The sequence below is a fragment of the Streptomyces sp. NPDC047886 genome, from assembly GCF_043204435.1.
Lineage (GTDB): Bacteria > Actinomycetota > Actinomycetes > Streptomycetales > Streptomycetaceae > Streptomyces.
Window position 1 is genome coordinate 148179 of sequence record NZ_JBIDCF010000007.1, and the last position, 23079, is coordinate 171257.

Genomic DNA, 23079 nt, shown 5'->3' on the forward strand with positions numbered 1-23079 from the left:
GAGTGGAACGGTGAGTGAACTGTGGGCTCATACCCTTACGTGGGCAGATGTGGATCCGGCTCGACATGCGTTCGAGATGGACGCCGATGCGGCGGAGGAGTTGGCGGGCCTGGTTATGCCCTTGCTGCCCAGCGCTGAAGCCGATCGCGAGGATCGCTGGCGTTCGTTGGATCCCGTCACCGAGTTCCTGGCGGGCCGGTACGGCCGATGGGCCTGCGGATGGAACTGGTCGGTGGGTGAGGGTGACGTCGACGGAGGCGTCGTCGAGGTGTGGTGCTGTTCATCCGACTCCGTGACAACCCCGGATGCGACTGCCCCGCTGGTTGTCGAGGCCCTTCGGGAGTGGCGTGGCTGGCTGGAGGACCTGGCGGAACGGTTCGCGGACCTGGCTCCGCCGGGGAACGGCCCGGTGACTTCGACGGACCGCTGGTACTGGGAGCGAGCATGCACCCGCCTGGTCACCGTGGTGGCTGACCGCACCCAGGCCGAGAGCGGCTGGTACGGGCACTGCATGCAAGTCCTCCGATGGTTCCTCGCCTACAGCGGCATCGACGAGGGCCAGGCCCAGGCGATCGTCGAGAACGCGGTCGGCGGCCGGTTCGGCAGTTGGATCGCGCCTGACGTTCCGGTGGTCGACGCGGTGAGTTCGCGGTTCGCCAGCAGCGTGGGCAAAGTCAGATGACTTCCGGGCCCGGCCAACCGAAGGACAGCCTCGCCGAATGGCTGCTCATCCGGCCGGAGATCTCCTGGCCATCCTGGCGCGGCGCCTCCCCTGTCTCTGGAGCCCTGGCCCGCGACGGCTTCCGGAGTTTCTTCATGGCAACGCGAGGCGAACGGGACGGCGAGGGAACCGCGCGGGTCCTGACCGCCCTCGACGTGGCCTTCGCCGACGCGGAGCAGGGCAGGCCGCTGACTTTCGCCCTGATGGCGAAGTGGCAGCGAACCGTGCTGGGCCAGGACCTCGTCAGTTTCCGCACGATGCCGGCCTTCGCGAAGGGCGGACGGGAGCGCTACGGCCTCGCCCCCGATACGCGGGCACGATTCGAGCGCTGTCTGTCCGAGAGCTCTGAGCCTGATTTGACCCTCCCGTCACGCGCGGCCCGGACCTACCTCGACATCCTCTTCTTCCATCCGTTCGAGGACGGCAATGCCCGCGCGGCCATGCTGGCTTTGACCTTCGTCCTGGCGCGGGAAGGCGTCCTCCTCGACCAGGTTCACCCACTGCAGACCACGCGCTGGGCCGACGACGCCGAAGGCGCGGCCGATCTGGCGGATCTGCTCGGAATCCTGATCACTGCTGCAGAACGGCGTCTGCCCCACGGGAGGTTGTCATGAAGGAACGCGACGTCCTGCTCAACGAGCTCGCGCAGGGGCTGCGCCCGATGTCAGAGGGCATCAAGTGGTTCGATGGCCTCCGCCAGGAAGAGCAGTCCGAGGTGCTGCTGTTCCTGCGCCATCACTGCGTCCAGGCCCGTGCCGTCGCCGAGGACGTACTGGAGAGCATCCGCCGTGCTGGGCTGCGCCCGACGCATACGCCCGCAGTGCTGATCTCACGAGGCCGGATCGACGAGCAACTGGGAAAGATCGCCAGCCTCACGCCTCTCGACGAACGCCGCAAGGCGTTCAAGCTGCTGATCGCGGTGCTCGCGATTGCCGACGCGCGACGCCGTGAGCGCTTTTGCTCCGACGGCTGCAGTCACTGGTGGCACAGACTGTCCGTCGCCTGACAACCCAGCTCCACACCCTGAAGGCCACTTCCCGGTCGAACGTCTTCCGGGTAGCGGATCAGTCCCACCAGAAGTCCCAGTGGCGAGCACCGGTGATCCGCTCGGCGTATGCGGCCAGTGTGTACGGCCTGCTGCCCTGCCAGATGTTGTCCGGACAGAAGGCGAAGTGCTCGGCCGCGACCAGGAGAGCCTCATCCTCGTCGGCAGGTGGCGAGGCGACGCTGAGGTGCAGCGTGGAGAAGCCGACCGCGATGACACGGGCGCCGAACCGGTACTCCCAGTCGCGGACGACCGCGGAGAACTTCGCGGTGTCGTTGTCGTAGTTGCAGGGGCCGGCCCAGCCCACGGCCGTCAGCGCCTCGGCGCCGCATGCTGCAGCGACCAGCCCCAGACGCGTCTGGGGGCGGTCGACGAGATACGCCTGCGCGAACTCGGCGGCTAGTTGATTGGGGTTCGTTGTCGTCTCCCGACTGGGCGCGAGACCGGGCCAGGTCTGCCCGAAGGGAGCCGTGACGGCGAGGCGCCTGCCGGCGTCGAGCATGTCGTCTTCATCGACGGCTGTGTAGGTGTCCCACCACCGGGCGAAGAGGCCGGCAGAGTCGTGGCTCGCCGGGGAGGACATCTGCTCGGGAAAGACCTCTCCGGATGCCCACGGGCGGAATTCGCCGTCGTTCGGATCCAGCGAGTTGAGCAGCAGCGGCCACAGGCCGGAACGTGTGTGTTCGGCGTGCATCCGCGTCCACAGCTCGATCGTGGCCGACCCGTCACTGAGCCACAGGGGCTGTACGTCTCCGTCGCCTTCATCGGACGTGACCATCCGACCGGGCGGAAGGCGACTCTCAGCGGAATCGGCGAGCAATTCGGTCAGGTGTCCCACGTTCATGGCGGGCACCCTAACCGGGTGCACTGACAAGGATCGCTGATCGCTGGTCAGCAGCGACGGGCGTCGAGCGCTTCGTCGTTGTTCCACAGGACGGGCATGGCGCCGACGGGCTCGAACCGGATCTGCGGGTCGTTGCTCTGGACCAGGCAGATCAGACGGCGGCGAAGTACAGCTGCCTGGCGGGCCTGGTCAGCGATGATGTCCAGGACGACTTGCGCCGCCCTGGGGCAGGTTGCCGCGAACCGGTCATAGTCAGTGAAGACGAGGACCAGTCCGGTGCCCTCGGGAGCATCGTCGTAGCCGCCGTAGCAGGCTACGTCGCCAAGGCAGTCGTTGAGCGCATCCAGGTTGCGACCGTAGTAGTCGGGGAAGTCCAGGGCCGCGGCCATGGCGTGGTGCATGTCCCGCTCCGTGTTCCACTGGCCGGCTTCCAGGCGGATGACGCGGAATCCTCGGTCTTCGAGACGTTCCGCTGCCTGCGTGAGGAGGCGTTTGCGCCAGAAGAGGGTGACGTAGGTGTTGATCATGTACTCGATGCCGGGAAGCCGAGTAGTCGTGGCGGTTGGTGTCGGATTCGGGGCCACGTCGCTCCGGTAGGCGTCGAGGAGATGGAAGAACTCTTCTACGGGAGTCGAGCCGTCGGGGGTGTTGCGTTCGATGTCGGCTGCCCAGCCGAGCGGGCTGCTGCCGCCGAGCCGTGTCTCGAGCCACTTGCTGAATGCTCCGCCGTGCCAGAAGTCGCACGGGTCGTCGATGGAGTGCACGCCGAGGGCTACCTGGTACCCGATCAGCATCGTCTGCAGATCGTGGAGTGAGCCGCCGGACAGCCACATGCCGGGCCGGAGACGGATCTGGTCCAGGAAGTCGTACACGTCCGTGCAGTCCTGCCAGTGCTTGGCCGTGGGGGCCGGGAGGTCATCGGTCGACATGTTCCGACCCTACGGTGCGAACGGGTGCTGTCGTCCGTGGGAGGGGCGAGCGCAAGACGATCACATGCGGTCGATTGGGGGCATCTGCGGTCACCCTCTGCGATCTTGCTGGGGCTGGTCCTACGTTTGGCTGGGGCCTGGAGTGCCATCGGGCTCCGGGATCGGCGAGTGAAGGTGGGCTCGGCATGACGTCACTGTTCGAGCCTCTGGATCAGGAAGAGGCGATCGTTTCGGGGCGAGTTGGCCACACTGCGCGAGAAGATCGCCGTGACCGAGGAGCGGCTGGCTCACCTGACGATCACGCGAGAAACGCTGTTGTCCCTCGTCGCCGAGGAGTACGCCGACCAGGACGGCGACGTCACGCAAGAGCAATCAGAGGCCCCCGCCGACGAACCAGCGGCGAACGGCCCTGCCCCCTCTTCCCAGCCTGCCGATGCAGAAGTACCTTCCAGCGGGTCCGTGTCTGCCGGCCCGTTGGAGTGGGAAGAGGCGCGCGAGCGGATGCTGGTGCTGCTCGCAGGAGCGGGGCGTGCGATGCACGTGAAGGACATCACCGCGGCGATCGGCGAGGACATTTCGGACACGTCGAAGGGACGGCGGGTGGAGACCACTCGGTCCCGGCTGAAGACCCTGGTGAAGGAGGGCCAGGTGGTGGAAGGGCCGACGGCCTGGTTCGCGATCGCTCCGGCCCGTGCCGGCGAGCAGCGGCAGGGGGATGCTCAGGAGTGAACCGGGGCCGCGAGCGCGCGGCAGGTGAGGTGGCACCGCCAAGGGACTACCAATCGACTCGGCGGTGCCGGGTGCGTGAGCGCCCGTCTGGCAGGTGGCTCTCGCGTGTTCGAGGGTAATGGAGGTCTTCTCCCCTCGATGCGCGGAGCCGCGAACTTCGTCATGCCCGGTCGCTGTTTGGCGTTTTCGGGCGTGGATCGAGGCTCAATGCGTTCTCTTCCGATCGATGTTAATGCTGTGCGGCCACAGGTTGACGCCGGTGAAGTGGGCGAGGCGGGCAACCGTTGCCACGTCCGGCCAGGACCGTCCCGCGAGAAGGTCGGCGACGGCCTGCCTGTTCACTCCGGAGCCGGCAGCGGTCGCACGCAGGCTCAGGCTCCGGTCGTCCAGGACCGCGGTGAGAGTGCGTGCGATGAGGCGCACCGCTTCGGCGGCCACGTCGGAGCTCGGCTGTTCGGGCCAGGCTTCCGGATTATCGGTCAGCTCCCGGGGGGAGCGTGCGCGGGCGCGTCCGCCGACCATGCGCGCACCATCCTGGGGGTGTTCACGAGTACCGCTGACCAGTCAGGACGTACACCCTCAGTGATCTTTCCCCAGCCTTGCAGTGATCATTCCCCACCCTCCACTCCACGGGCTAACCACCGACAGGTACGTCTGCCGTTCCACAGCCATGCGTCGCAGTCGGTTGGCGCGGGCACCACGGCGCTTGCAGGGAGACCCATCAATCAGGTCGCACGCGAGGGCGGCCGCACTCTAGGGTCCTGCCGTGGATACGGATGACACACACCTGCTCGGCCTCAAGAACCTCCTTGGCCAAAGGGAGGCGCTACGAAGAGCTGACGCTGTCCGAGACCGAACCATGGCAGGTACAGTCCGGCAGCGCCCTGGCGCTCGATGACGCCCGTACTGCGCCTTTTCAGGTGTCCCACAGCGCACGGCATGCGCTCACCGTCGCCGTGGACCACATGCACTGCCTGAGGACATCGCTCTTCTCCGAAGGCAGCGAGGGTGTATCCGCCCGGGTCCATACACACGCGCAATATTCGCTGCTCCGAGGCGTAATCGAGAACGCTGCGCGAGCTGTCTGGCTGCTGGCTCCCGACTTCCGGCAGCTCCGTATCGAACGGCGCCTCGCTCTCCAGGCCAAGGAAGTCAAGTCATCCACCCGGATGCACGAGCGGCTGGGTGTGACTCCCGCTCGCTCTGAGGTGGAGCGCCTGGACGAACTGAAGGGGCTCCTCATTGCATCTGGCACTCCTACTACGGCTATCAAGCAGGCTCTTTCCGCTCCCACTTACACCGACATAGTCAAATGTGCCGGCGAGCACACCCCACTGGGCGAGACTTTGGCGGAGACGGTATGGAGCGCATGCAGCTCCCTGGCCCATGGGGACATAACTGGCACGCTTGGTGTTCTTCCGCGCGAGATCGTGGCCATGGAGCAGAGCGTCTCCGTGGTGCGCATCACCGGAGGGGTCGAAACGATGCACTACATGGCGTTCGTAGCAGTTGCCATCCTCGACCACGGGTTCATGCTCTACCGGCGTCGGTCCCTCCCCTAATCCGAGAGACGTTCACGATTACGCCCTGGCAGGCACTCCAGGGAAGGACGAAGACTGCTTCCCAGCTCGCCGTAGATCGCCCCCGCTCCATCGACGGTCAGACGTCTCATGCCCCCTTAATCAAGAGAGTTCCGATCTCGGATCGAGCAACGGGCACGAACGCCTGACGCTACCTCAGACACGGCATCGCATGCCGTTGGTGACTTCCCTGTAGTCAGCGATTACAGGTTTTGCCATCGACTCTCGGTAGACGACGACCACCCGCCCGTAGGGCCAGTTGATGTCGGAGCGTAGTTTGTCGTTGCCGTAGGAGCAGCCGCTGAACATCATGCTGCGCCGGAGGTCGGTGTAGTCGCCGCCGTTCTCCCAGACAGTGGCCGAAGGGCCAGCGGTGAGAAACATAGTCTGCGCCTCGGGGTTGAACGTTACCTGTACGCCGTCGGACAGCCCCCATTCGTCACGGAGGAATGGGCCTACCTCCTTGTTGATGGCGGCGGTGATGTCTCGCTCGGAGGCTGTCATAGCGTCACGGGCCTCGGACCACTCCTCGACGGTGGGCTGAGCGTTGTCACTACGGGTGTAGGCCGGTTGCGGCTCCTGTGCTTCCTGTGTCACGGCTGGAGTGCTGACTGCGGCCACTGAGGGAGGCGTAGTTGCCGGGCGAACGGGAACGGCAACCGCAGAGGGAGCGGATGCCGCGGAGGAAGCGGTGCTCGCCGGTGCAGCAGGCGTCACATCTTGGCCTGCACGAAGTGTGGTCGCATACACAGCCGCAGCCCCGATGCTCAGGACGGTGAGCCCTGCGGCGGCGATGAAGCTATACCTGCGGACCTGGCCATCGCTCCGGGCAGTGGGCCACACGTCTGCCTGCGCAGGTGGTGCATTCCAATGGCTGGTCACCAGAGTATCGACAGCAACGGGCACTGAAACCTGCGGTGGCAGTACCTGGGTGTCCTGGTGAGCGAGGAGCCCTATGCACTCCTCGCTCAGGGTGCGTGCGATCGGCCGGTCGCCTGGCTCCTTTGACAATGCGCTTGCCGCAATACGACGCAGTTCATCCGGTATACCGGAGAGGTCAGGCTCTTGAGACATCACACGGAACGCGACGGTGTCCAGTGCCCCAGTGCCGAACGGATGGCGCCCTGTTCCGGCGTAGGCAACGAGTGCACCCCAAGCGAAGACGTCGGACTCTGGCCCCGCAGCACCAGTGCGGTACTGCTCCGGGCTGATCCAGCCAGGCGTCCCAGTCAGCACTCCGGTGCGGGTGACCGCGGTGCAGTCCAGGGCATGCGCGATGCCGAAGTCGAGCAGGCGCGGACCGTCGGGTGAGAGGATCACATTGCCTGGCTTGATGTCCCGGTGAATCACACCGGCCTCGTGGACCGAAGCCAAGGCAGCCGCGGTGCCAGCTGCCAAAGCGTGCAGCATCACCCCCTGGAGAGGGCCCGACACGGCGACATGTTGCTGGAGCGTAGGCCCCGGTATGTAGGGCGTGGCGAGCCATGGGCGCTCGTCATCGCAGTCCGCCGCCACCACGGGCACAAGGCATGGCCCGTTCACCCTGCTTGTCAGGGCCACCTCGCGCCGGAAGCGGGCGCGGAACTCCTCATCGCCAGCTTGAGCAGGGTGGACGATCTTCACCGCAAGACGATTGCCACGGCTGTCCAGAGCGGCGTGCACCGTCCCCATGCCTCCGCTACCCAAGCGGCCTACTACTCGGTACGGGCCGACACGAGCGGGGTCACGGGGAGACGCGGGAAGGATTCGGGCGGTCACGTGAGCTACCTCTCAGGCCAAGCGTTGCTGGCGGTGGATCCTATGCGGTGCCCTTGGGCAGTGAGACGCTCGCCCCGAAACCAGTTCTGTCAGTGACGCCGTGGATGATCGGCCGCATGACACATGGTTCCCGAGATGCCCTGCGCTCTCTCGCCCTGCAGCATCTGTCGCCTGAGGCTGCCGAGAAGTGGCTAGGTCTGCTTCGCCCTGGTGTGCGTCTTGAGATAGCGGCTAGCTCTGACGACGTAGTCGGCCATCTTGGCGGCCTGCCCGCCTTGCCGGCCACCGCAGAGTGGCCGGCATGGGATGGTCACGGTCCGCTCTCCTTCATCGCCTCGATCGACTGCGCGTGCCTGCCGGCGGCTGCGCTGGACATCGATCTGCCCGCAGCAGGAACGCTGTTGTTCTTCTACTTCGACGGGCAGTTGGACGACGGCGATGCTCTCGTTCTGATTGAGGACCGGGAGAGCTGGGCGGGCGCCCGCGTGCTCTATGTGGCGGCTGACGAGGAGGTGGCGGAGCGAGGGGCGCCTGCAGGGCTCAAGCCCTATCCGGTGGTGCCACTGGCCGCTCGGGTGGAGATGACGGCGACCGAGCCCTGGTATCCGTCGGTACGGGCCGTCTTCGCTCCGGACGCCCCGCTGGGGAACCGGTACGACCATCCCGTCTGCTCGCAGGAGTTCCTCGACGCGCTGTGGGAGTTCGACGACGCGGTCAGGCACCAGATCGGCGGCCACGCTCACTCCGTACAGAACCCGGTGGAGATCGAGGTCGCGGAGGCGGTCTTGGACGGCGAGGTGTCCTGGGACGACCCTCGGCTGTCCGAGGAAGCTGGCGGCTGGGTGCTGCTGGCCCAGTTCGACAGCGAGGACGCTGCGGACATGATGTGGGGCGATGCCGGAGCCCTGTACTGGCTGATCCGCCCGGAGGATCTGGCCGAGCGGCGCTTCGAGCGGGCGATGTTCACCTGGCAGTGCAGCTGATGGCCGCGACGCCTCCCGCTTGGGGAGTCCAGTACACGCTGAGCCTGCCGAGTGAGGGCGCTGCCCGCGCCGCTGCGGCCGAGCTTTCCGGGATGGGCCACCGTCTGACGGCAGTGCGCGTCCACGATCACTTCCGGTTCATTCCGTCGAGCTTCTGGTACGGAAAGCCGTCGATGGACCCGGAGCTGGAGGGGTGGTGGCAGGTCTTCTCGCTGGCCGTCTACAGCGGGTACGAGCGCATGGCTCTCGAGCCGTTCTTCCGGAGTGAACGGATTCGGGTGGCCGGTGTGGCCCGTGCCCACGCCGGTTTTCAGCAGGGATGCAGCGAGGGCCATGCTGCGACTCTCGAAGGAGTCTTCCCACGGGACGGCCTGGTCCATGAGCAGGCCGGCGCCGACGTCGCCCTTCCGAGCCCTCTGCCCGAGGATCCCGCGCGGCCTCCGGCCGGTCCGCCGTGGAAGTGCATTGAGGTCGGTGAGCCCGCAGTGCTAGTCCAGGCCGTGGTGGCGGTCGCAGAGCGCATGTACGGCAGTGCGGAGGATGCTCCGGATGCCGTGGGGTGGCTGCTTGATGAGGAGTTCGCGTTCGGCGAGCCCTACGGGTCAACGGGCGAGTTCCTCGGTGATCTCGCGGATGCCGTGGCTCACCAAGGCACTTGCACCGACACCACCGTCGAGGCTGTCCCATTCATCATGGAGCTGGTCTGCGACGACAGCGTCGCGCCCGGCAGCCGGCTGGTTCTGCTCGGCGACCTGTTGCGGCTTGCTGCTTCGGGGCCGGCTGCAGAGGTCTCCCTGGCCGATCGCATCACCGCACTCGGGGGTGGCTGGGAGGAGTCTGCAGCTGAGTACCTGACACGGCGGGCCATCGGCAGCGAGCTGCCGAGACTGCTGTCCCGCTGGGAGAACGAGAGCGATGCAGTCCGATTCGCTCTCGCCGCCCTCACGGCGCTCTGTGGCTCTCGTGACCAGCGCGCACTCTCAGGGCTGGCCGTTCTCCCGACTTCAGCAGGCAGCTCCCGCGCCGATGTCGTGTCGCTCGTGGCAGCCCTGCTCAGTGACGACCGAGAAGGCTTGGTACCTGCACTGGATGGGCTGGCCTCCTGGTCGCCCCGCGTTGCAGAGAAGGCAGCCAGCCCGAACGTGGATCTTCAGAGACTGGGACTGGCCATCCTTCCGGGCCTCGTCCTCGAAGACGTTGCGTCAGGAATCGCGGCAGAGCCTGATCTGCCGTAACTGTTGACGATGTTAAGCATTACGACTGGCGTCGCAGACACGCAGGTCAGGGATGCCAGACATCAGGCTCACGCTCCGCAGCGCCTCAACTGCCAGACTCGTTGGTCATTTAGCTGCCGGGCACGACTGGCATTCCCTACGATGACTGCCGTTGTCCTGTCGTACGGGAGGGCCGAGGAGGGGCGGATGGACTTCACAGGGGCGGGCGAGCCGGATGCGGCTCCCGGGTTGCGGACGGCTGTTGGGATCTACTCCAGCAAGACTGATCGGACGCTGGCGCGGATCTCGGAGCTCGAAGCAGAGCTCGCGGACCTCCGAGTCGAGGCGGCAAAGTACGCGAGCACTCGCGATCAGCTGAGCGAAGCTCTCGCCGAGCTCCTCGCGGGTCGCTCGGCGCCGTCCGAGGACAATCAAAGCTCCCAGCAGGAAGCTGACACGGAGCACGAGGACGGCGATGCGTCCGCCGACGACGAGTCGGAACCGAGCAAGCCGCCAGAGGAGACGCGTGCCAGGCAGAGCGGGCCTTCGCGATCGCCGTCCGGGCAGTTGATGCAGGCGGTCGAGCAGATCCTCGTGGGCGCCGGACGGCCGATGAAGGTCAAGGACATCACAGAGGCCCTTGGGCGCCCGACCAAGGGCGACGAAGGGCGGGCGCCCATCGAGACGACCCGCGCGACGTGCAAGCGGCTGGTGAAGAACGGCCGTGCCGTGGAGCACCCGATCGGAACTTTCGGCGCCCGCCGGGTCACGGAATCGCAGGGAGGGGACGCCTGACGCCGCCGCCCTGAACATGAGACGTCCCCTCCTCCCATTGCGGGGAGAAGGGGACGGGCTCCGTTGAGCTTGGACCCTCTTCGGAACCAGTGACGTGGACCCTCGTAGTGGCTCAGTCGGGTAGCCGGGTCACGTTGCCGTGACCCGGCCCCCTCAGAACCGTGCATGCCACTCGTCGCGGCACACGGCTCAAGCGGGCCTCTGGCCGCTCGGCGCCGTTGTTCTTTTCCGGTCTCCGGCATGGAGCTGCCGGTGACACAGCGTGTGAATGACCTCCAGATTGCCCAGGTGGTCGCTGCCGCCTCGGCTGCGGTAGGTGAGGTGGTGCACGTGGATGCCTCGATGGCAGGCCGTGAACCATTTCGCCCAGTCGTTGACGTCATCGGGATCGTACCCCGCGCCTTCGATCAGGTCCTGTCCGCATCTGGTGCACAGTCCCTTCTGCCGCGCTGCCAGGGTGAGAATCCGTTTGGATTCGATGCCTGGCATCCGTTTCCGGGCTCGGTCCTTCCAGTAGCTGTCCAGCGCCGGGTCATCACAGGAGGCATCTCCTTTGACCATGACGTGCCGGACGATCCCGGTCCATGAGAATTTGGGCAGGTGCTTGGTCTCGGACCCGAACACCCACGTGTTCTCGCGGTTGAGTTCGTACTTTCCCCAGTACCGTTCCCGAATCCATCGGGGCGTCTTGCGCGGGTGGCAGTAGAGGGCCCACCGCTTCAAGGCGTAGTACGTGAAGGTGTCCAGCTTGTTGAAGGTGTTTTTCGAGACAACGTGCCGGTAGTAGGTCGACCATCCCCGCACCAAGGGGCTGAGCGCACCGACCAGCGCTTCCGCCGGCCTTCCGCGGTGTTCGCGGATAGTGGCCTTGATCTTCTTCTTGACACGCTGAACTGCGTCCTTGCTCGGCTTGATGAGCATCTTGCCGTTGTACCGGCGGACGTTGAAACCGAGAAAGTCGAATCCTTCTTCGAGATGGACGACACGCGTCTTGTCCTCGTTGAAGGATAGACCTCTTGGGGCCAGCCAGTCGGACAGTTCGGCTTTCAGCTCACTTGCCTGTTCCTTCGTGAAGCAGAGCACCACGAAATCGTCGGCGTACCGGACAAGGGCCGGGGAGTCTCCGCGAGTGCCCCGAGTGGGGATATTCGCGCCGATAGACTCTCCCATCCCGTGCAGGGCGATGTTCAGCAGCAGCGGACTGATGACGCCGCCTTGCGGCGTGCCCTCCGTCGTATGCGCATAGGTGCCCTGCGTCATGACACCAGCCCGGAGCCATCCGTGGATCTGCCGACGGCCCGGGAAGAGGCCGAGGGAGTCCATCAGGTGATGGTGGCTGATGTGGTCGAAGGCTGCGGACAGATCTGCGTCGAGGACCCAGAGTCGTTTCGCGGACTTCTTGCAGGCGATCTGGAAGATGGCCGCGATGGCGTCCGCGCATCCACGGCCTGGCCTGAATCCGTAACTCCGTCCTTCGAACCGTGCCTCCCATTCCGGCTCAAGGGCATTCTTGAGTCGCGCCTGGTTTACACGGTCACGGATAACGGGGATACCGAGGGGCCTTACCTTTCCATTCGCCTTCGGGATGTACACACGCTTTACGGGTTTCGCGGGGATGTTTGGCACGGTGAGAGTTTGCCGCGCCAAGGCTCCTCGCGTCTTCGAGGTCATTGCTATGGCTCCGTCGATACCCGCTGTCTTCCTTCCGGCGCTCTGTTGCGTCACCCGGCGCACGCTTGTCAGCACGTTCGCCCGAGAGCGCAGCATGAGCTTTTGCAGGTTGCGCACCTGCTTCAGATCACCGTTCCGTGCGGCCCTGTAGATCCGTTGACGCAGTCGCTTTACATACGCCTCTTCCGAGTTCCATTCAATGGAGGTCCAGAATTCCGCGTCGCCCTCGGGTCCGTTCATCGGGAGGCTTGGAACCACTGGAGTCGACATGGCACTTTCCTCCTTCTGTCCAACTTGCCCCGGGGTGCAAGGTTGTGCCCATTGGCTCTGCATGGCCTACCTGATCCACGTCAGCTCCTTTTCAGGCCCGGCCATTCGGCCGGTATTCGCCGAGTTATAGCCAGTCGGGAGGCGTCCCGATTGCCTGGCCTTTCCCCCGGGCTTTCGCCCTGGCGGCATTCGCTTCTTGGATCATCCTGTTTCCGCACAGGGATTGCGCCTTCGTTACCTCCGGCCTACCGGCTGACACACCGGACCCGTACGGGGTTTCCATGTTCCGCTGTCTGTAGATGCGTCCGGCTGGGGCGCCCTCTTTGAGCCGACTCCCACGGTGACCTACGCATGGGACTGTGTCCCTCCGTCAGGTGCGAGCTGAACCGGCGTCGTGTTGTGCTTTTCAGCACCAGGAGTTGTCACCGCCGACTGCTTGCCATAGGCGCGGTGTTCCTCATGACGGCTCGTAAGGACAAGGGTTCGCTTCCGCTCGCCCGTCCGGACTTCCCCTTCGCCTGTGGCTCGGTGATGGCCCACCATGCCCTTGGGCTTGACCGCCTCGGCTCAGCACCCCCGCGTCACCGCAGACGCACCCGAGGCTGGGGACCGGCCCTTGGTCACTGGCCGGAGAAGCTGCCTCACCTCACTCAACTTCCGCTACTCAACAGCGACTTCACGTCGCACCGCATCCCCGAGGCTAGAGCAATCCGCCTCGCCTCGGGGGCGCGTGGCCTATTTCGTCGTTCCCTGGGACGGGTTTCCCTGGGGACGGGAAGGCCGATTTTCATGCGTACTGCGCATTCCGTCCCGCGGGTACAGTGGGGCAGCGAGGAAATCTTCCAGGCGGGCAACGGTGACGACGTCCGGCCAGCACCGGCCGGCGAGCAGGTCGGCGATGGCCTGCCGGTTGACCCCGGATCCGGTGGAGACCTGCCGCAGGCTTCGCTTCTCGCGCTCCAGGGCGAGCGCGAGCTCGCGGGCGATGGCCTGGACAACTCTGGCGGCGACGTCGTCGACGGCGGAGTCGGGCCAGGATTCCGGATCGCGGGCAAGGTCTCTCGGCGCGGTCTTGCGGGCCAAACCTCCGACCATGTCGATGCACTCCTTTCCGTGAAGATCGCCTTCGACGTCTTCACTGGCTGCTTGTCCAGCCGGTTCTGTTGGTCTGTGACACTGAGCTCGGAGGTCTCCAGCAAGATCCGCGACTACCGGCCCCGGCTGCCGCACCGGCAGTGGGGACCGGTCGCCGAACTGGTGAGAGCCACCGTGGCGGCGACAGCTCCGGCCACCTGCTATGCCGCGGAGCATCTGCTGCATGTGATCGGCCGGATCGCGGTCTGGGCGGACCGGAGCGGGCTGCCGCGCGACCCGGGAACCTGGCTGCGGACCGAGACGATCGACGCCTTCATCCTGTCGGGCTGCGTTGCGGCAAAGGACTCGACAGTACTGACCTACCGGACCTGGCTGCGGCGGGCACGGGAGGCTCTGGTGTGGGTCCAGCGCGGAGAGGCGCCTCCGGCTCGGCTTTCCTCGCCTCGCACGCCTCAGCCGCCTTATGCTGCCGGGGAGTTGGCCCGCCTGCGGGATTGGGCGAATCATCTGCCGGACCAGGCTCGACTCGACGGCCTCGCCCTCATGACGCTCGGAGCCGGGTGTGGCTTGATGCCGGGCGAGGTCCCGCCCATGCGAGGCAGGCATGTTCGCGTGACCTCCGGCGGGGTCGCGGTGCTGGAGGAGAAGCTGCTCGGCCGACTCGTGGCGTGCCACTCCGACTGGGAAGGCACGCTGGCCGAGCTGGCAGAGACCTCCGGACCCGGATTCCTCTTCCGGCCGGGACGGAAGGTCGCGGCAGCCAAGAACCTCGTCTCGTCCTGGCCTGCCCGCCATCGGCCCCACGCGGGTCTGCCGCCGCTCTCCGCTCGGCGGTTGCGGTCGACGTGGATCGTCGGCCGGCTTTCCGAGGGCATCAGTCCGGAGGCGGTCGCTTCCGCCGCGGGCATGGCCTCCCCTGCCGGTTTGGCGGGCTACCACCATTGGGTGCCCCCACTACCCAGAACAGAGGTGATCCGCTTGCTGCGTGGCCGCCGCTCGTGAGGGCGCGGCCTGAAGCCGATCAGCTGGCCGCCCGCCATGCGCGGCCCCGACTGCGGCCTGGACGGCTCACCGAGATCCCAGACTCGAAGGTCGGACAGCTGCTGACCGTCCTCGACCGCTCCGGCCTGCCCCAGCAGCTGGAGGACATGCTGCGAGGCCGTCCTGGGCCACCAGGCGTGCGGCCGAGGACCGTGCTGGCCGGCCTGATGCTCGCCGTGTACTACACAGGCCGAGCCACGGTCTCCGACGCCTGGCGGATCCTGCACTTCCGTCTCCAGCCCGCAGCCCGCGCGTGGCTCGGCATCCCCGAGGTTCCGCCGTCCACGGCACGTGCGTGCATAGCTGCCAGTCGTCGCCTCTGCCGAGGGCTGGACCGGATCACCACCGCGCTCGACCCGGCACGCTGCGACCGGCGCCGGCGCCTGGACCAAGCGGAGGCGGACATCCACTCCGCTGCCTGGGACGAGGCTGTCGGCCGCGCGGCCGCGAACCGGCTCCAACGGCTGGCGAACGATCTCGTACTGGTCCCGGTCCGGCTGGCACAGCAACGCGGATACCTGCGGCACTGGGCCGGTGACGTAGGAGTAGACGCCACCTCGATCCCGGTTCTGGCCGACCCGGACAGCGACCGCTCGGGCACAGCTTCCGTCGAGATCACCGCCGGCTGGCACTTCAGCGGCGGCTCCGACAAGGGCATCTTCGGCTACAGCGCGAGCCTGCTCGTCGCCGCCCACTCCCGCACAGGCGAAGGAGCCACGAAGGGCCGCCGCGCGCCCTCCTACCCGCAACTCTGCCTCGGCCTCAGCCTGGACACTCCGACCGTCCGTACGGGCGAGAACGCGGTCACCGTGTTGAAGCACCTCGCCGAGCTTCGGCTGCCGGCAGGTATCTGTGCCGCAGATCGCGCATACACCGGCTGCTCGCCGGAGAACTTTCAGATCCCCGTACGCCAACTGGGGTACCGCCTTGCCCTGGACTACAAGGCGGCTGACCGTGGCATCCAGGGCAGTTGGCAAGGAGCCGTACTGATCGACGGCTCCCTCGCCTGCCCACACATCCCCAACGCCTTGGCTCAGGCCACTCACGGCATGGACGACAAGACCTTCCGCCGACGGCTCGACGATCTGAAACCTCTGGTCGCCGAGCGACTGCCCTACTTCCTCAAGCTCAAGCAGAACGCCGACGCCCGCGGAACCGTGCGCCTGCAATGCCCGGCGGCCGGACCGTCCCCTTCGGTGAACTGTCCACGCCGAGAACGCCTCCGCCCTGCTCGACCGACCGCCTCGGGCCCGCCTCAGACCGTGATCAAACTGGCGGATCTCCGCTCCCGCGCCAGCCACGCCTCGGCTCGCCCGACCGTCCAGCTCCCTGACAGAGAGTGGACGGACCCTCCCGGCAAGGAGGCGCTGCCCGCCGTCTGCGGGGCCTCCGCAATCAGCGTCCCCGCCGACGCGGCCGGAGACCTGAAGAGCGCAAAGGTCCGACAGGACAGCCACTACCTCAGCCCCGCCTGGGACCGGATCTACAAGCCGATCCGCTCCCACAACGAGGGCCTCAACGGCCGCCTCAAGGGCGCCTACATGGACATCGGCAACCCGATGCACCGCCGAGCACCCGGCCAGGTGGCCCAGACGATCCTGATCGCGATCATGTTGGCCATCGGAAACCTGGACATCCTGGAAACCTGGCTCTACGAGCGCACCGGCAGCCGACTCTCCGACGCCGACTTCGAATCCGTTCCAGCTGCCCCAGATCATGACCTGGCCTACATGCCCACCCCACTCGACATGGGGCGGCATCCGCCGGCCAACCTCTGATCGGGCAGCGTCACAGCCGCACAGCACCATCACCAGCCCCGGGCGACCGGGGCCGGTTCGCATGCCCCGGCAGCGGTGAGGCACCTGCCGAGCAACCCGCCAGACCCGATACGCCGCCATCCACCACCCCGAACAGGCATCGAACGACCCCCGAAACGACGAAGATCCCGCCCGATCTTTCGATCGGACGGGATCTCGTGAACCCTTCCTGAGCTAACTCAAGAACAGTCGTGCGTGGACCTGAGGGGATTTGAACCCCTGACCCCCTCGATGCGAACGAGGTGCGCTACCAGTCTGCGCCACAGGCCCTTGCGACGTGTGAAACATTAGCATCCCGATCGGGCTGCCCGGAAATCCGCTTTCCCCGCGCGCGGGGCGCGGGGACGTGGATCACTCTCGTCACTCGTTGGCGGCGCGGGGGCGGTCCTCGTCGGCGTACTGGTCGAACAGCGGCGTGCGGCCGTGGTCGCGGGGGCGGCGCGGGGGTGTCGCCGAGGGGTTCGGGTTCTTGCGGGTCGCGGGGGGCGGGGTGGGCTCCGCCACGGAGGAGCGGGCGGCGCTCCAGGTCTCGGGGTCGCTGATGTCGACGCCGCCCGTGGCGCGCGGGGCGACCGGGGCGGTGACGTACGTGGGGAGCGGGACCGGGACGGGGTCCCAGCTGTCGCCGCGGGCGGGGCCGCGTTCGCGTTGCTGGTCCACCCACTCCGCGTGGTCGGTCTGTTCGACCAGCGCGCGGCGCCCCGCCTCCTGCGGGGAGAGCGCCGGGGCGGGTTCGGGGTCGGGGTCGTGGCGGTGGCGCGCCTCGGGCTCGTCCTCCTGGTCGGGGGCGGGCTGGCGGCGCGGCCGGTTCTCGCGCAGGCGCTGGGCGGCGGCCTCGGCGCGGCGGCGGTCCATGACGTACACGAAGCGGCGCCGCTCCTGGTGGCGCAGGTGCACGATGTACGCGCTGAGCAGGATGGCCGGGATGCCGGGCACCCACAGGAAGGCCAGGCCGCCGACCGCCGCGACGATCGCGCCGAGCGTGAACGCGAGGAAGAGGATCACCGTGGTGCGGCGGCGGCGGGCGAGGACACGGGAGCGGCGGGCGCGTTCGGCGGCGGCGTTCCCACGGGGCGGGGTCCGGCGCCGCGCCGGGCGGGCGGCGGCCGGGGCGGGCGGGGCGGCCGAGTCGGCGGCCGATGCCGGTCCGCCGGACGCGTTCGCGGGCGCGTGACCGGTGCGGTCCAGCCGGTCGGGGCGGTCCGCCGGGGCGTGGCCGTGCGTGGAGCCGTGCGCCGGGACGTGGCTGTGCGGCGGGACGGCGAGGCGGGCTTCCGTGCGGTCCGGGGGCGCGGCGAAGGCCCGGACGTCGACCGAGCTCAAGTGCTCCGTCTCCGCGTCCGGGTCCACGTCGGTGGCCGACCGTCCGTCCCCCGACCGCCATGCCTCGCGCTCGCGCAGCTCCTTGGCGTACCGGCGCTCCATTCCCGCCCGTCCGGACAGGAGCCGGATGGCGGTGCTGAAGCGTTCCGTCGGACGTGCTTCGTTCAGCTCGTCCTGCCTGCGGAGCCACATCGGCACCAGGTAGGCGGCCCAGGCCCCGACGATGACTGCGTAGATGAGGCCGCTGCTGCTCACGTCTCACACCGTAGAGGGGTTCCGTTGAGGCCATCGGCCAATTGGGCCGGTGTGTCGCACGATCCGGCTGATATCACTGACTTTTTTTGTGATTGTTCAGATCGGTTGCTGGTCAAGACCGACTGAATTCGAACATCTATTTTATTTATCGGGGTGGGCTCGTCCGTGGGGCGTGGGATCGGACGGAGCCGACGTCGTATGCGGAGCTCGTGCCCGCTGCCAGCGCCGCAGCAGCCCCTCCGGCACCTCCTCGGCGGTCAGCGCGTAGACGAGATGGTCCCGCCACGCTCCGTCGATGTGGAGGTAGCGCGGGCGCGGCCCTTCCTCCCGGAATCCCAATTTCTCCACGACCCGGCGGCTGGGCGTGTTCTCGGGGCGAATGCACACCTCGATGCGGTGCAGTCCGACCGAACGGAAACAGTGGTCGACGGCGAGTGCCACGGCCGTCGGCATCACGCCCCGGCCCGCGACCTCGCGGTCCACCCAGTAGCCGACGTGACCCGAGCACATCGAGCCCCAGGTGATCCCGGCGACGGTGAGCTGCCCGACCAGCCGCCCCTGGTACTCGATGACGAACGGGAGCATCCGTCCCGCGTTCGCCTCGGCGCGCAGATGGCGGACCATCTGCCGGTACGTGGGACGCTGCGCGACCGGGCCGCCGGGGCCGGGCGGCGGCACGGTCGCCTCCCAGGGGCGCAGCCAGTCGCGGTTGCGCCGGTTGACCTCGCGCCACACCTTCTGGTCGCGGGCCTTTATCGGGCGGAGGACCACGTCACCGTCCGCGAGGACCACCGGCCAGGCCGGGTTCATGACGCCGGTCTCGGATGGTCGCCGCCGCGCAGCTGGTCGACCGCGTGGACCAGGAGGGTCTCCAGGACGGCGAGCCCGTCCCGTACGCCGCCGGTGGAACCGGGCAGGTTGACGATCAGGGTGCGGCCTGCGACTCCGGCCAGGCCCCGGGACAGCACCGCCGTCGGGACCTTGTCCCGGCCGTACGCGCGGATCGCCTCGGGGATGCCCGGCACCTCGTGGTCGAGGACGCGGCGGGTGGCCTCGGGGGTGGCGTCGGTCGGCGAGATACCGGTGCCGCCGGTGGTGAGGATGACGTCGTACCGCGCGTCGACCCCGGCGCGCAGGGCCGCCTCGACCGGGTCGCCGTCCGGGACGACCTGCGGTCCCTCGACGTCGAAGCCGAGCGCGCGCAGTCCGTCGGCGAGTATCGGGCCGCCCTTGTCCTCGTACACGCCGGCGGCGGCACGGTTCGACGCGGTGATCACCAGGGCCCGGTACGAGGGCGTTCCGGGCGGCGCCGGGGCGGTCGGGGACGTGTGCGGCGCCGGGGCGGTGCCGTGCGTCGGGGACGTCGGAGACGTCGGGGACGTGTGCAGCGCCGGGGCGGTGGGGTGCGTCGGGGGCGTCGGGGGCGTCGGGGGCGTCGGGGGCGTCGGGGGCGTCGGGGGGATGGTCGTCACTGCCGGCTCCAGTCCCCGGACTTGCCGCCCGTCTTCTCCTCCACCCGTACGTCGGTGATGACGGCCGCCTTGTCGACGGCCTTGACCATGTCCACGACGGTGAGCGCGGCCACGGACACCGCGGTGAGGGCCTCCATCTCGACGCCGGTGCGGTCGGTCGTCTTCACCGTGGCGGTGATCTCCACGGCGTCGTCGGCGACGGCCAGGTCCAGCTTCACCCCGGAGACGGCCAGCGGGTGGCAGAGCGGGATCAGGTCGGGGGTGCGCTTGGCACCCATGATGCCCGCGATACGGGCGGTGGCGAGGGCGTCGCCCTTGGGGACGCCCTCGCCGCGCAGCAGTTCCACCACGCGCGGCGAGACGAGGACGCGGCCGCTGGCTCGGGCGGTGCGGGCCGTGACGTCCTTTCCGGAGACGTCGACCATGCGGGCCGCCCCCGCCTCGTCGATGTGGGTCAGGCTGCCTTGCGTACTCACTGGACTCCGCCTCGCGTTCTGGCGCCGGTTGTCGGCACGGCGGCAGACACCGTACCGCCAGGGCGGCCCGTCGTGGGGGCCCGGCTCAGCCGATGAGAACCACCTCGAGCTCGGTGCCCGGCTCGACCGCGGTGATGTCCTCCGGTACGACGAGCAGCGCGTTCGCGTGGGCGAGCGCGGCGATCAGGTGGGAGCCGGCACCGCCCACAGGTGTGACGGTACCCGCCTCGGCGTCGTACGTCCCCCGCAGGAACTGGCGCTTCCCGGCCGGTGACGTCAGCGGCTTGTCGGCGACGACGGCGGCACGCGCGCGCGGCCGGTGCAGATCCTTCAGGCCCATCAGGGCGCGGATCGCGGGGCGGACGAACAGCTCGAACGAGACGTACGAGGACACCGGGTTCCCCGGCAGGGCCAGCAAAGGGATGTGGTCGGGGCCGACGGCTCCGAAGCCCTGCGGCTTGCCGGGCTGCATGGCCAGCCTGCGGAAGTCGACACCACCGGGCTCGTCGGCGTCGCCCAGCGACGACAGGGCCTCCTTGACCACGTCGTACGCGCCGACGCTGACCCCGCCTGTGGTGACCAGCAGGTCCGCGCGGACGAGCTGGTCCTCGATGGTGGCGCGGAGGGCGTCCGCGTCGTCGGTGACGGCGCCGACCCGGTAGGCGATGGCGCCGGCGTCCCGGGCGGCGGCCATCAGCGCGAAGCTGTTCGAGTCGTAGATCTGGCCCGGCCCCAGCTCCTCGCCCGGCTGGACGAGCTCGCTGCCGGTGGACAGCACGACCACGCGCGGGCGGGGCCGCACGCGCACCGTGCCCCGGCCGATGGCGGCGAGCAGCCCGATCTGCGGCGGCCCGAGGACGGTGCCCTCCCGCAGGGCGAGGTCGCCGGCCTGGACGTCGCTGCCACGCGCGCGCACATGGGCGCGGGCCTCGACCGGCCGGTGGACGCGGACCTCGCCGGTCGCGCCTTCGGGGGCGGCGCTCGCGGCGCGCATCGTGGTGGCCGCGCCACCGCCCGCGCCGCCGTCGGTCCACTCGACCGGGACGACCGCCTCGGCGCCGGGCGGCAGGGGGGCGCCGGTCATGATGCGCGCGGCCTGGCCGGGGCCGACGGTGGGCGGCTCGCCGCTGCCGGCCGCCACGTCGCCGATGACGGTGAGCGTGGCGGGGAACTCCTCGCTCGCCCCCGCGACGTCGGCGACCCGGACCGCGTACCCGTCCATGGAGCTGTTGTCGAAGGGGGGCAGGGCGACGGGCACCGTGACGTCCTCGACCAGGACGCAGCCCTGGGCGTCGGGCAGTTGCAGCTCGATGGGGTCGAGCGGGTGGACCGCACCGAGGATGTCCTCCAGGTGCTCGTCCACCGACCAGGTCGAGGTCGTACTCACAGTCGCTACATCTCCTCGGTGACGAAACGGCGAAGCCAGGTGCGGAACTCCGGTCCCAGATCTTCACGTTCGCACGCGAGTCTGACAATCGCCCGCAGATAGTCGCCGCGGTCGCCGGTGTCGTAGCGGCGGCCCTTGAACACGACTCCGTGCACGGGCCCGCCGACCGACGCGGCGGCGGAAGCCGCCGACGCGTGCGTCATCGCGAGCTTCTGCAGGGCGTCGGTGAGCTGGATCTCACCGCCCCGGCCCGGTTCGGTCTCGCGCAGTATCCCGAACACGGCGGGGTCCAGCACATAGCGCCCGATGATCGCGTAATTGCTGGGGGCGTCGGCCGGTTCGGGCTTCTCGACCAGGTTCGTCACCTTGACGACGTCGGACTCGACGGTGGGCTCGACGGCCGCGCAGCCGTAGAGGTGGATCTGCGACGGTTCGACCTCCATCAGCGCGACCACGCTGCCGCCCTCGCGCTCCTGGACCTCCACCATGCGGGAGAGCAGCGGGTCGCGCGGATCGATCAGGTCGTCGCCGAGGAGCACCGCGAACGGCTGGTCGCCGACGTGCGGGGCGGCGCACAGCACGGCGTGACCGAGGCCGCGCGGGTCGCCCTGGCGCACATAGTGCATGGTGGCCAGGTCGTTGGACTGCTTGACCCTGCCCAGTCGCTCCTGGTCGCCCTTCCTGTAGAGGGCCTCCTCCAGCTCGTAGTTGCGGTCGAAGTGGTCCTCCAGGGGCCGCTTGTTGCGACCGGTGATCATCAGCACGTCATGGAGTCCGGCGCCCACCGCCTCCTCGACCACGTACTGGATCGCGGGCTTGTCGACGACAGGCAGCATCTCTTTGGGAGTGGCTTTCGTGGCAGGCAGGAACCGGGTGCCAAGGCCTGCGGCGGGGATGACAGCCTTGCTGATCCTGGGGTGCGACTGAGTCATGCGAAGCACCATATCCGGTCGGTATGGGGAGAAGATGAGCTTTCGGTTAACTTCCTCCCCATATAGGCGCATACGAGAGTTTCAGGAGGTCATGGTGTCCGATGCGACGGCGGGCGGCGGTGCGGACGCGTCCGGGAAGACGGCTCTGCGGAGCCGGCTTCTGGCGGCCCGCGCCCTGCTGACCGACACGGACGTCCGCGAGGCCGGTGCGGAGCTCGCCCGCCACGCGCTCGAACTGCCGGAACTCGCGGACGCGCGGACGGTCGCCGCCTATGTGTCGGTGGGGCGCGAGCCGGGGACCCGCACGCTGCTCGACGCGCTGCACACGCGGGGCGTACGGGTGCTGCTGCCGGTGCTCATGGCCGACAACGACCTGGACTGGGCCCCGTACGAGGGCGCCGAGCGGCTCGTACGGGCCCGGCGCGGCCTGCTGGAGCCGGCGGGGCCCCGGCTGGGTCCCGAGGCCGTCGTGGAGGCCGACGCGGTCCTGCTGCCCGGCCTCGCGGTGGACGCGCGGGGACTGCGGCTCGGCCGGGGCGGCGGCTCGTACGACCGCGTCCTGGCCCGGCTGGCGCGGGCGGGCGCCGACCCGGCCCTGGTGGTGCTGCTCTACGCGAACGAGGTGGTCGCGCGAGTCCCGGAGGAACCCCACGACCACCCCGTACACGCGGTGGTGACCCCGGAGGGGGCGCGGCGCCTGGCCCCGCACGCCGGGCACTGACACCCGGTGCGGGGCGCCCTC

The 23079-nt window shown here is 68.3% G+C and carries 22 protein-coding genes and 1 tRNA gene; 11 read left to right on the forward strand and 12 right to left on the reverse strand.

Translation table 11 applies throughout. The annotated features are described in order from the left end of the window. The first annotated feature begins 10 nt into the window (after window positions 1-10). The 3 genes from ACGF5U_RS23505 to ACGF5U_RS23515 are packed head-to-tail and all read left to right on the forward strand — an operon-like array spanning window position 11 to window position 1727. Window positions 11-682, forward strand: a complete 672-nt coding sequence (locus ACGF5U_RS23505; RefSeq protein WP_392715112.1) for a hypothetical protein — start codon at window positions 11-13, stop codon at window positions 680-682. After that, a complete protein-coding gene (locus ACGF5U_RS23510) occupies window positions 679-1335 on the forward strand; it encodes a Fic family protein (protein ID WP_392715113.1) in 657 nt (218 codons plus the stop codon). Before ACGF5U_RS23505 ends, ACGF5U_RS23510 begins: the two co-directional genes overlap by 4 nt. Continuing rightward, window positions 1332-1727: a DUF5958 family protein gene (locus ACGF5U_RS23515; protein ID WP_392715114.1), complete on the forward strand. Its 396-nt coding sequence runs from the start codon at window positions 1332-1334 to the stop codon at window positions 1725-1727. Before ACGF5U_RS23510 ends, ACGF5U_RS23515 begins: the two co-directional genes overlap by 4 nt. 58 nt (window positions 1728-1785) lie before the next feature. Here ACGF5U_RS23515 and ACGF5U_RS23520 read toward each other — a convergent pair whose 3' ends face one another. Together ACGF5U_RS23520 and ACGF5U_RS23525 are read right to left on the reverse strand one after the other, a co-directional pair. Continuing rightward, window positions 1786-2544 (reverse strand): DUF4253 domain-containing protein, encoded by a 759-nt coding sequence (locus ACGF5U_RS23520; RefSeq protein ID WP_392818888.1) that lies wholly within the window; start codon window positions 2542-2544, stop codon window positions 1786-1788. Window positions 2545-2657: 113 nt separating this feature from the next. Beyond that, window positions 2658-3539 (reverse strand): barstar family protein, encoded by an 882-nt coding sequence (locus tag ACGF5U_RS23525; RefSeq protein WP_392715116.1) that lies wholly within the window; start codon window positions 3537-3539, stop codon window positions 2658-2660. Window positions 3540-3806: 267 nt separating this feature from the next. On the opposite strand from ACGF5U_RS23525, the gene ACGF5U_RS23530 reads away from it, so the two are divergent. After that, the gene (locus tag ACGF5U_RS23530) at window positions 3807-4268 is read left to right on the forward strand and encodes a hypothetical protein (protein WP_392715117.1); all 462 of its coding nucleotides are present in this window, start codon (window positions 3807-3809) and stop codon (window positions 4266-4268) included. Window positions 4269-4472: 204 nt separating this feature from the next. Here the strand turns inward: ACGF5U_RS23530 and ACGF5U_RS23535 are convergent, their stop codons facing one another. Beyond that, window positions 4473-4790: a helix-turn-helix domain-containing protein gene (locus ACGF5U_RS23535; RefSeq protein ID WP_392715118.1), complete on the reverse strand. Its 318-nt coding sequence runs from the start codon at window positions 4788-4790 to the stop codon at window positions 4473-4475. A gap of 287 nt (window positions 4791-5077) precedes the next feature. Here ACGF5U_RS23535 and ACGF5U_RS23540 point away from each other — a divergent pair, with 287 nt between their 5' ends. Continuing rightward, window positions 5078-5830 carry a hypothetical protein gene (locus tag ACGF5U_RS23540; RefSeq protein ID WP_392715119.1) on the forward strand — a complete coding sequence of 251 codons (753 nt, stop codon included), beginning with the start codon at window positions 5078-5080 and terminating at the stop codon, window positions 5828-5830. 174 nt (window positions 5831-6004) lie between these two features. Here ACGF5U_RS23540 and ACGF5U_RS23545 read toward each other — a convergent pair whose 3' ends face one another. Then, window positions 6005-7519 carry a serine/threonine-protein kinase gene (locus ACGF5U_RS23545; RefSeq protein ID WP_392818890.1) on the reverse strand — a complete coding sequence of 505 codons (1515 nt, stop codon included), beginning with the start codon at window positions 7517-7519 and terminating at the stop codon, window positions 6005-6007. 362 nt (window positions 7520-7881) lie between these two features. Here ACGF5U_RS23545 and ACGF5U_RS23550 point away from each other — a divergent pair, with 362 nt between their 5' ends. The 3 genes from ACGF5U_RS23550 (at window position 7882) to ACGF5U_RS23560 (ending at window position 10598) form a co-directional block, all read left to right on the forward strand. Beyond that, on the forward strand, window positions 7882-8589 hold the full coding sequence (locus ACGF5U_RS23550; protein ID WP_392818892.1) for a YwqG family protein: 708 nt from the start codon (window positions 7882-7884) through the stop codon (window positions 8587-8589). Beyond that, entirely contained in the window at window positions 8589-9824 is a 1236-nt protein-coding gene (locus tag ACGF5U_RS23555) for a hypothetical protein (protein ID WP_392715122.1), read from the forward strand. Before ACGF5U_RS23550 ends, ACGF5U_RS23555 begins: the two co-directional genes overlap by 1 nt. A gap of 141 nt (window positions 9825-9965) precedes the next feature. Next, window positions 9966-10598, forward strand: a complete 633-nt coding sequence (locus ACGF5U_RS23560) for a hypothetical protein (protein ID WP_392715123.1) — start codon at window positions 9966-9968, stop codon at window positions 10596-10598. 189 nt (window positions 10599-10787) lie between these two features. Here ACGF5U_RS23560 and ltrA read toward each other — a convergent pair whose 3' ends face one another. After that, window positions 10788-12509: a group II intron reverse transcriptase/maturase gene (gene ltrA, locus ACGF5U_RS23565; protein ID WP_392818894.1), complete on the reverse strand. Its 1722-nt coding sequence runs from the start codon at window positions 12507-12509 to the stop codon at window positions 10788-10790. 819 nt (window positions 12510-13328) lie between these two features. Between ltrA and ACGF5U_RS23570 the strand changes: the two genes are divergently transcribed. Further along, window positions 13329-14636 (forward strand): hypothetical protein, encoded by a 1308-nt coding sequence (locus ACGF5U_RS23570; protein ID WP_392715125.1) that lies wholly within the window; start codon window positions 13329-13331, stop codon window positions 14634-14636. Further along, entirely contained in the window at window positions 14633-16453 is a 1821-nt protein-coding gene (locus tag ACGF5U_RS23575) for a hypothetical protein (RefSeq protein ID WP_392715126.1), read from the forward strand. Before ACGF5U_RS23570 ends, ACGF5U_RS23575 begins: the two co-directional genes overlap by 4 nt. Window positions 16454-16688: 235 nt before the next feature. Here ACGF5U_RS23575 and ACGF5U_RS23580 read toward each other — a convergent pair. The 7 genes from ACGF5U_RS23580 to galU all read right to left on the reverse strand — a co-directional run bounded on the left by ACGF5U_RS23580 (window position 16689) and on the right by galU (window position 22337). Then, window positions 16689-16762: transfer RNA gene (locus tag ACGF5U_RS23580), tRNA-Ala, on the reverse strand. A gap of 90 nt (window positions 16763-16852) precedes the next feature. Further along, window positions 16853-18070, reverse strand: a complete 1218-nt coding sequence (glpR, locus tag ACGF5U_RS23585) for a gephyrin-like molybdotransferase receptor GlpR (protein ID WP_392715127.1) — start codon at window positions 18068-18070, stop codon at window positions 16853-16855. A gap of 141 nt (window positions 18071-18211) precedes the next feature. Beyond that, window positions 18212-18880: a GNAT family N-acetyltransferase gene (locus ACGF5U_RS23590; RefSeq protein ID WP_392715128.1), complete on the reverse strand. Its 669-nt coding sequence runs from the start codon at window positions 18878-18880 to the stop codon at window positions 18212-18214. Beyond that, window positions 18877-19350, reverse strand: coding sequence for a molybdenum cofactor biosynthesis protein B (locus ACGF5U_RS23595; protein WP_392715241.1), 474 nt, complete (start codon window positions 19348-19350; stop codon window positions 18877-18879). The genes ACGF5U_RS23590 and ACGF5U_RS23595 overlap by 4 nt, the downstream gene beginning before the upstream one ends. 188 nt (window positions 19351-19538) lie before the next feature. Then, window positions 19539-20018 (reverse strand): cyclic pyranopterin monophosphate synthase MoaC, encoded by a 480-nt coding sequence (gene moaC / locus ACGF5U_RS23600; protein WP_392715129.1) that lies wholly within the window; start codon window positions 20016-20018, stop codon window positions 19539-19541. An 85-nt stretch (window positions 20019-20103) separates the two neighbouring features. Next, window positions 20104-21405 carry a gephyrin-like molybdotransferase Glp gene (gene glp, locus ACGF5U_RS23605; protein WP_392715130.1) on the reverse strand — a complete coding sequence of 434 codons (1302 nt, stop codon included), beginning with the start codon at window positions 21403-21405 and terminating at the stop codon, window positions 20104-20106. A gap of 5 nt (window positions 21406-21410) precedes the next feature. Then, on the reverse strand, window positions 21411-22337 hold the full coding sequence (gene galU, locus ACGF5U_RS23610) for a UTP--glucose-1-phosphate uridylyltransferase GalU (RefSeq protein ID WP_392715131.1): 927 nt from the start codon (window positions 22335-22337) through the stop codon (window positions 21411-21413). Between the two features lie 91 nt (window positions 22338-22428). On the opposite strand from galU, the gene ACGF5U_RS23615 reads away from it, so the two are divergent. Then, window positions 22429-23058: a 5-formyltetrahydrofolate cyclo-ligase gene (locus tag ACGF5U_RS23615; RefSeq protein ID WP_392715132.1), complete on the forward strand. Its 630-nt coding sequence runs from the start codon at window positions 22429-22431 to the stop codon at window positions 23056-23058. Window positions 23059-23079: the final 21 nt, after the last annotated feature.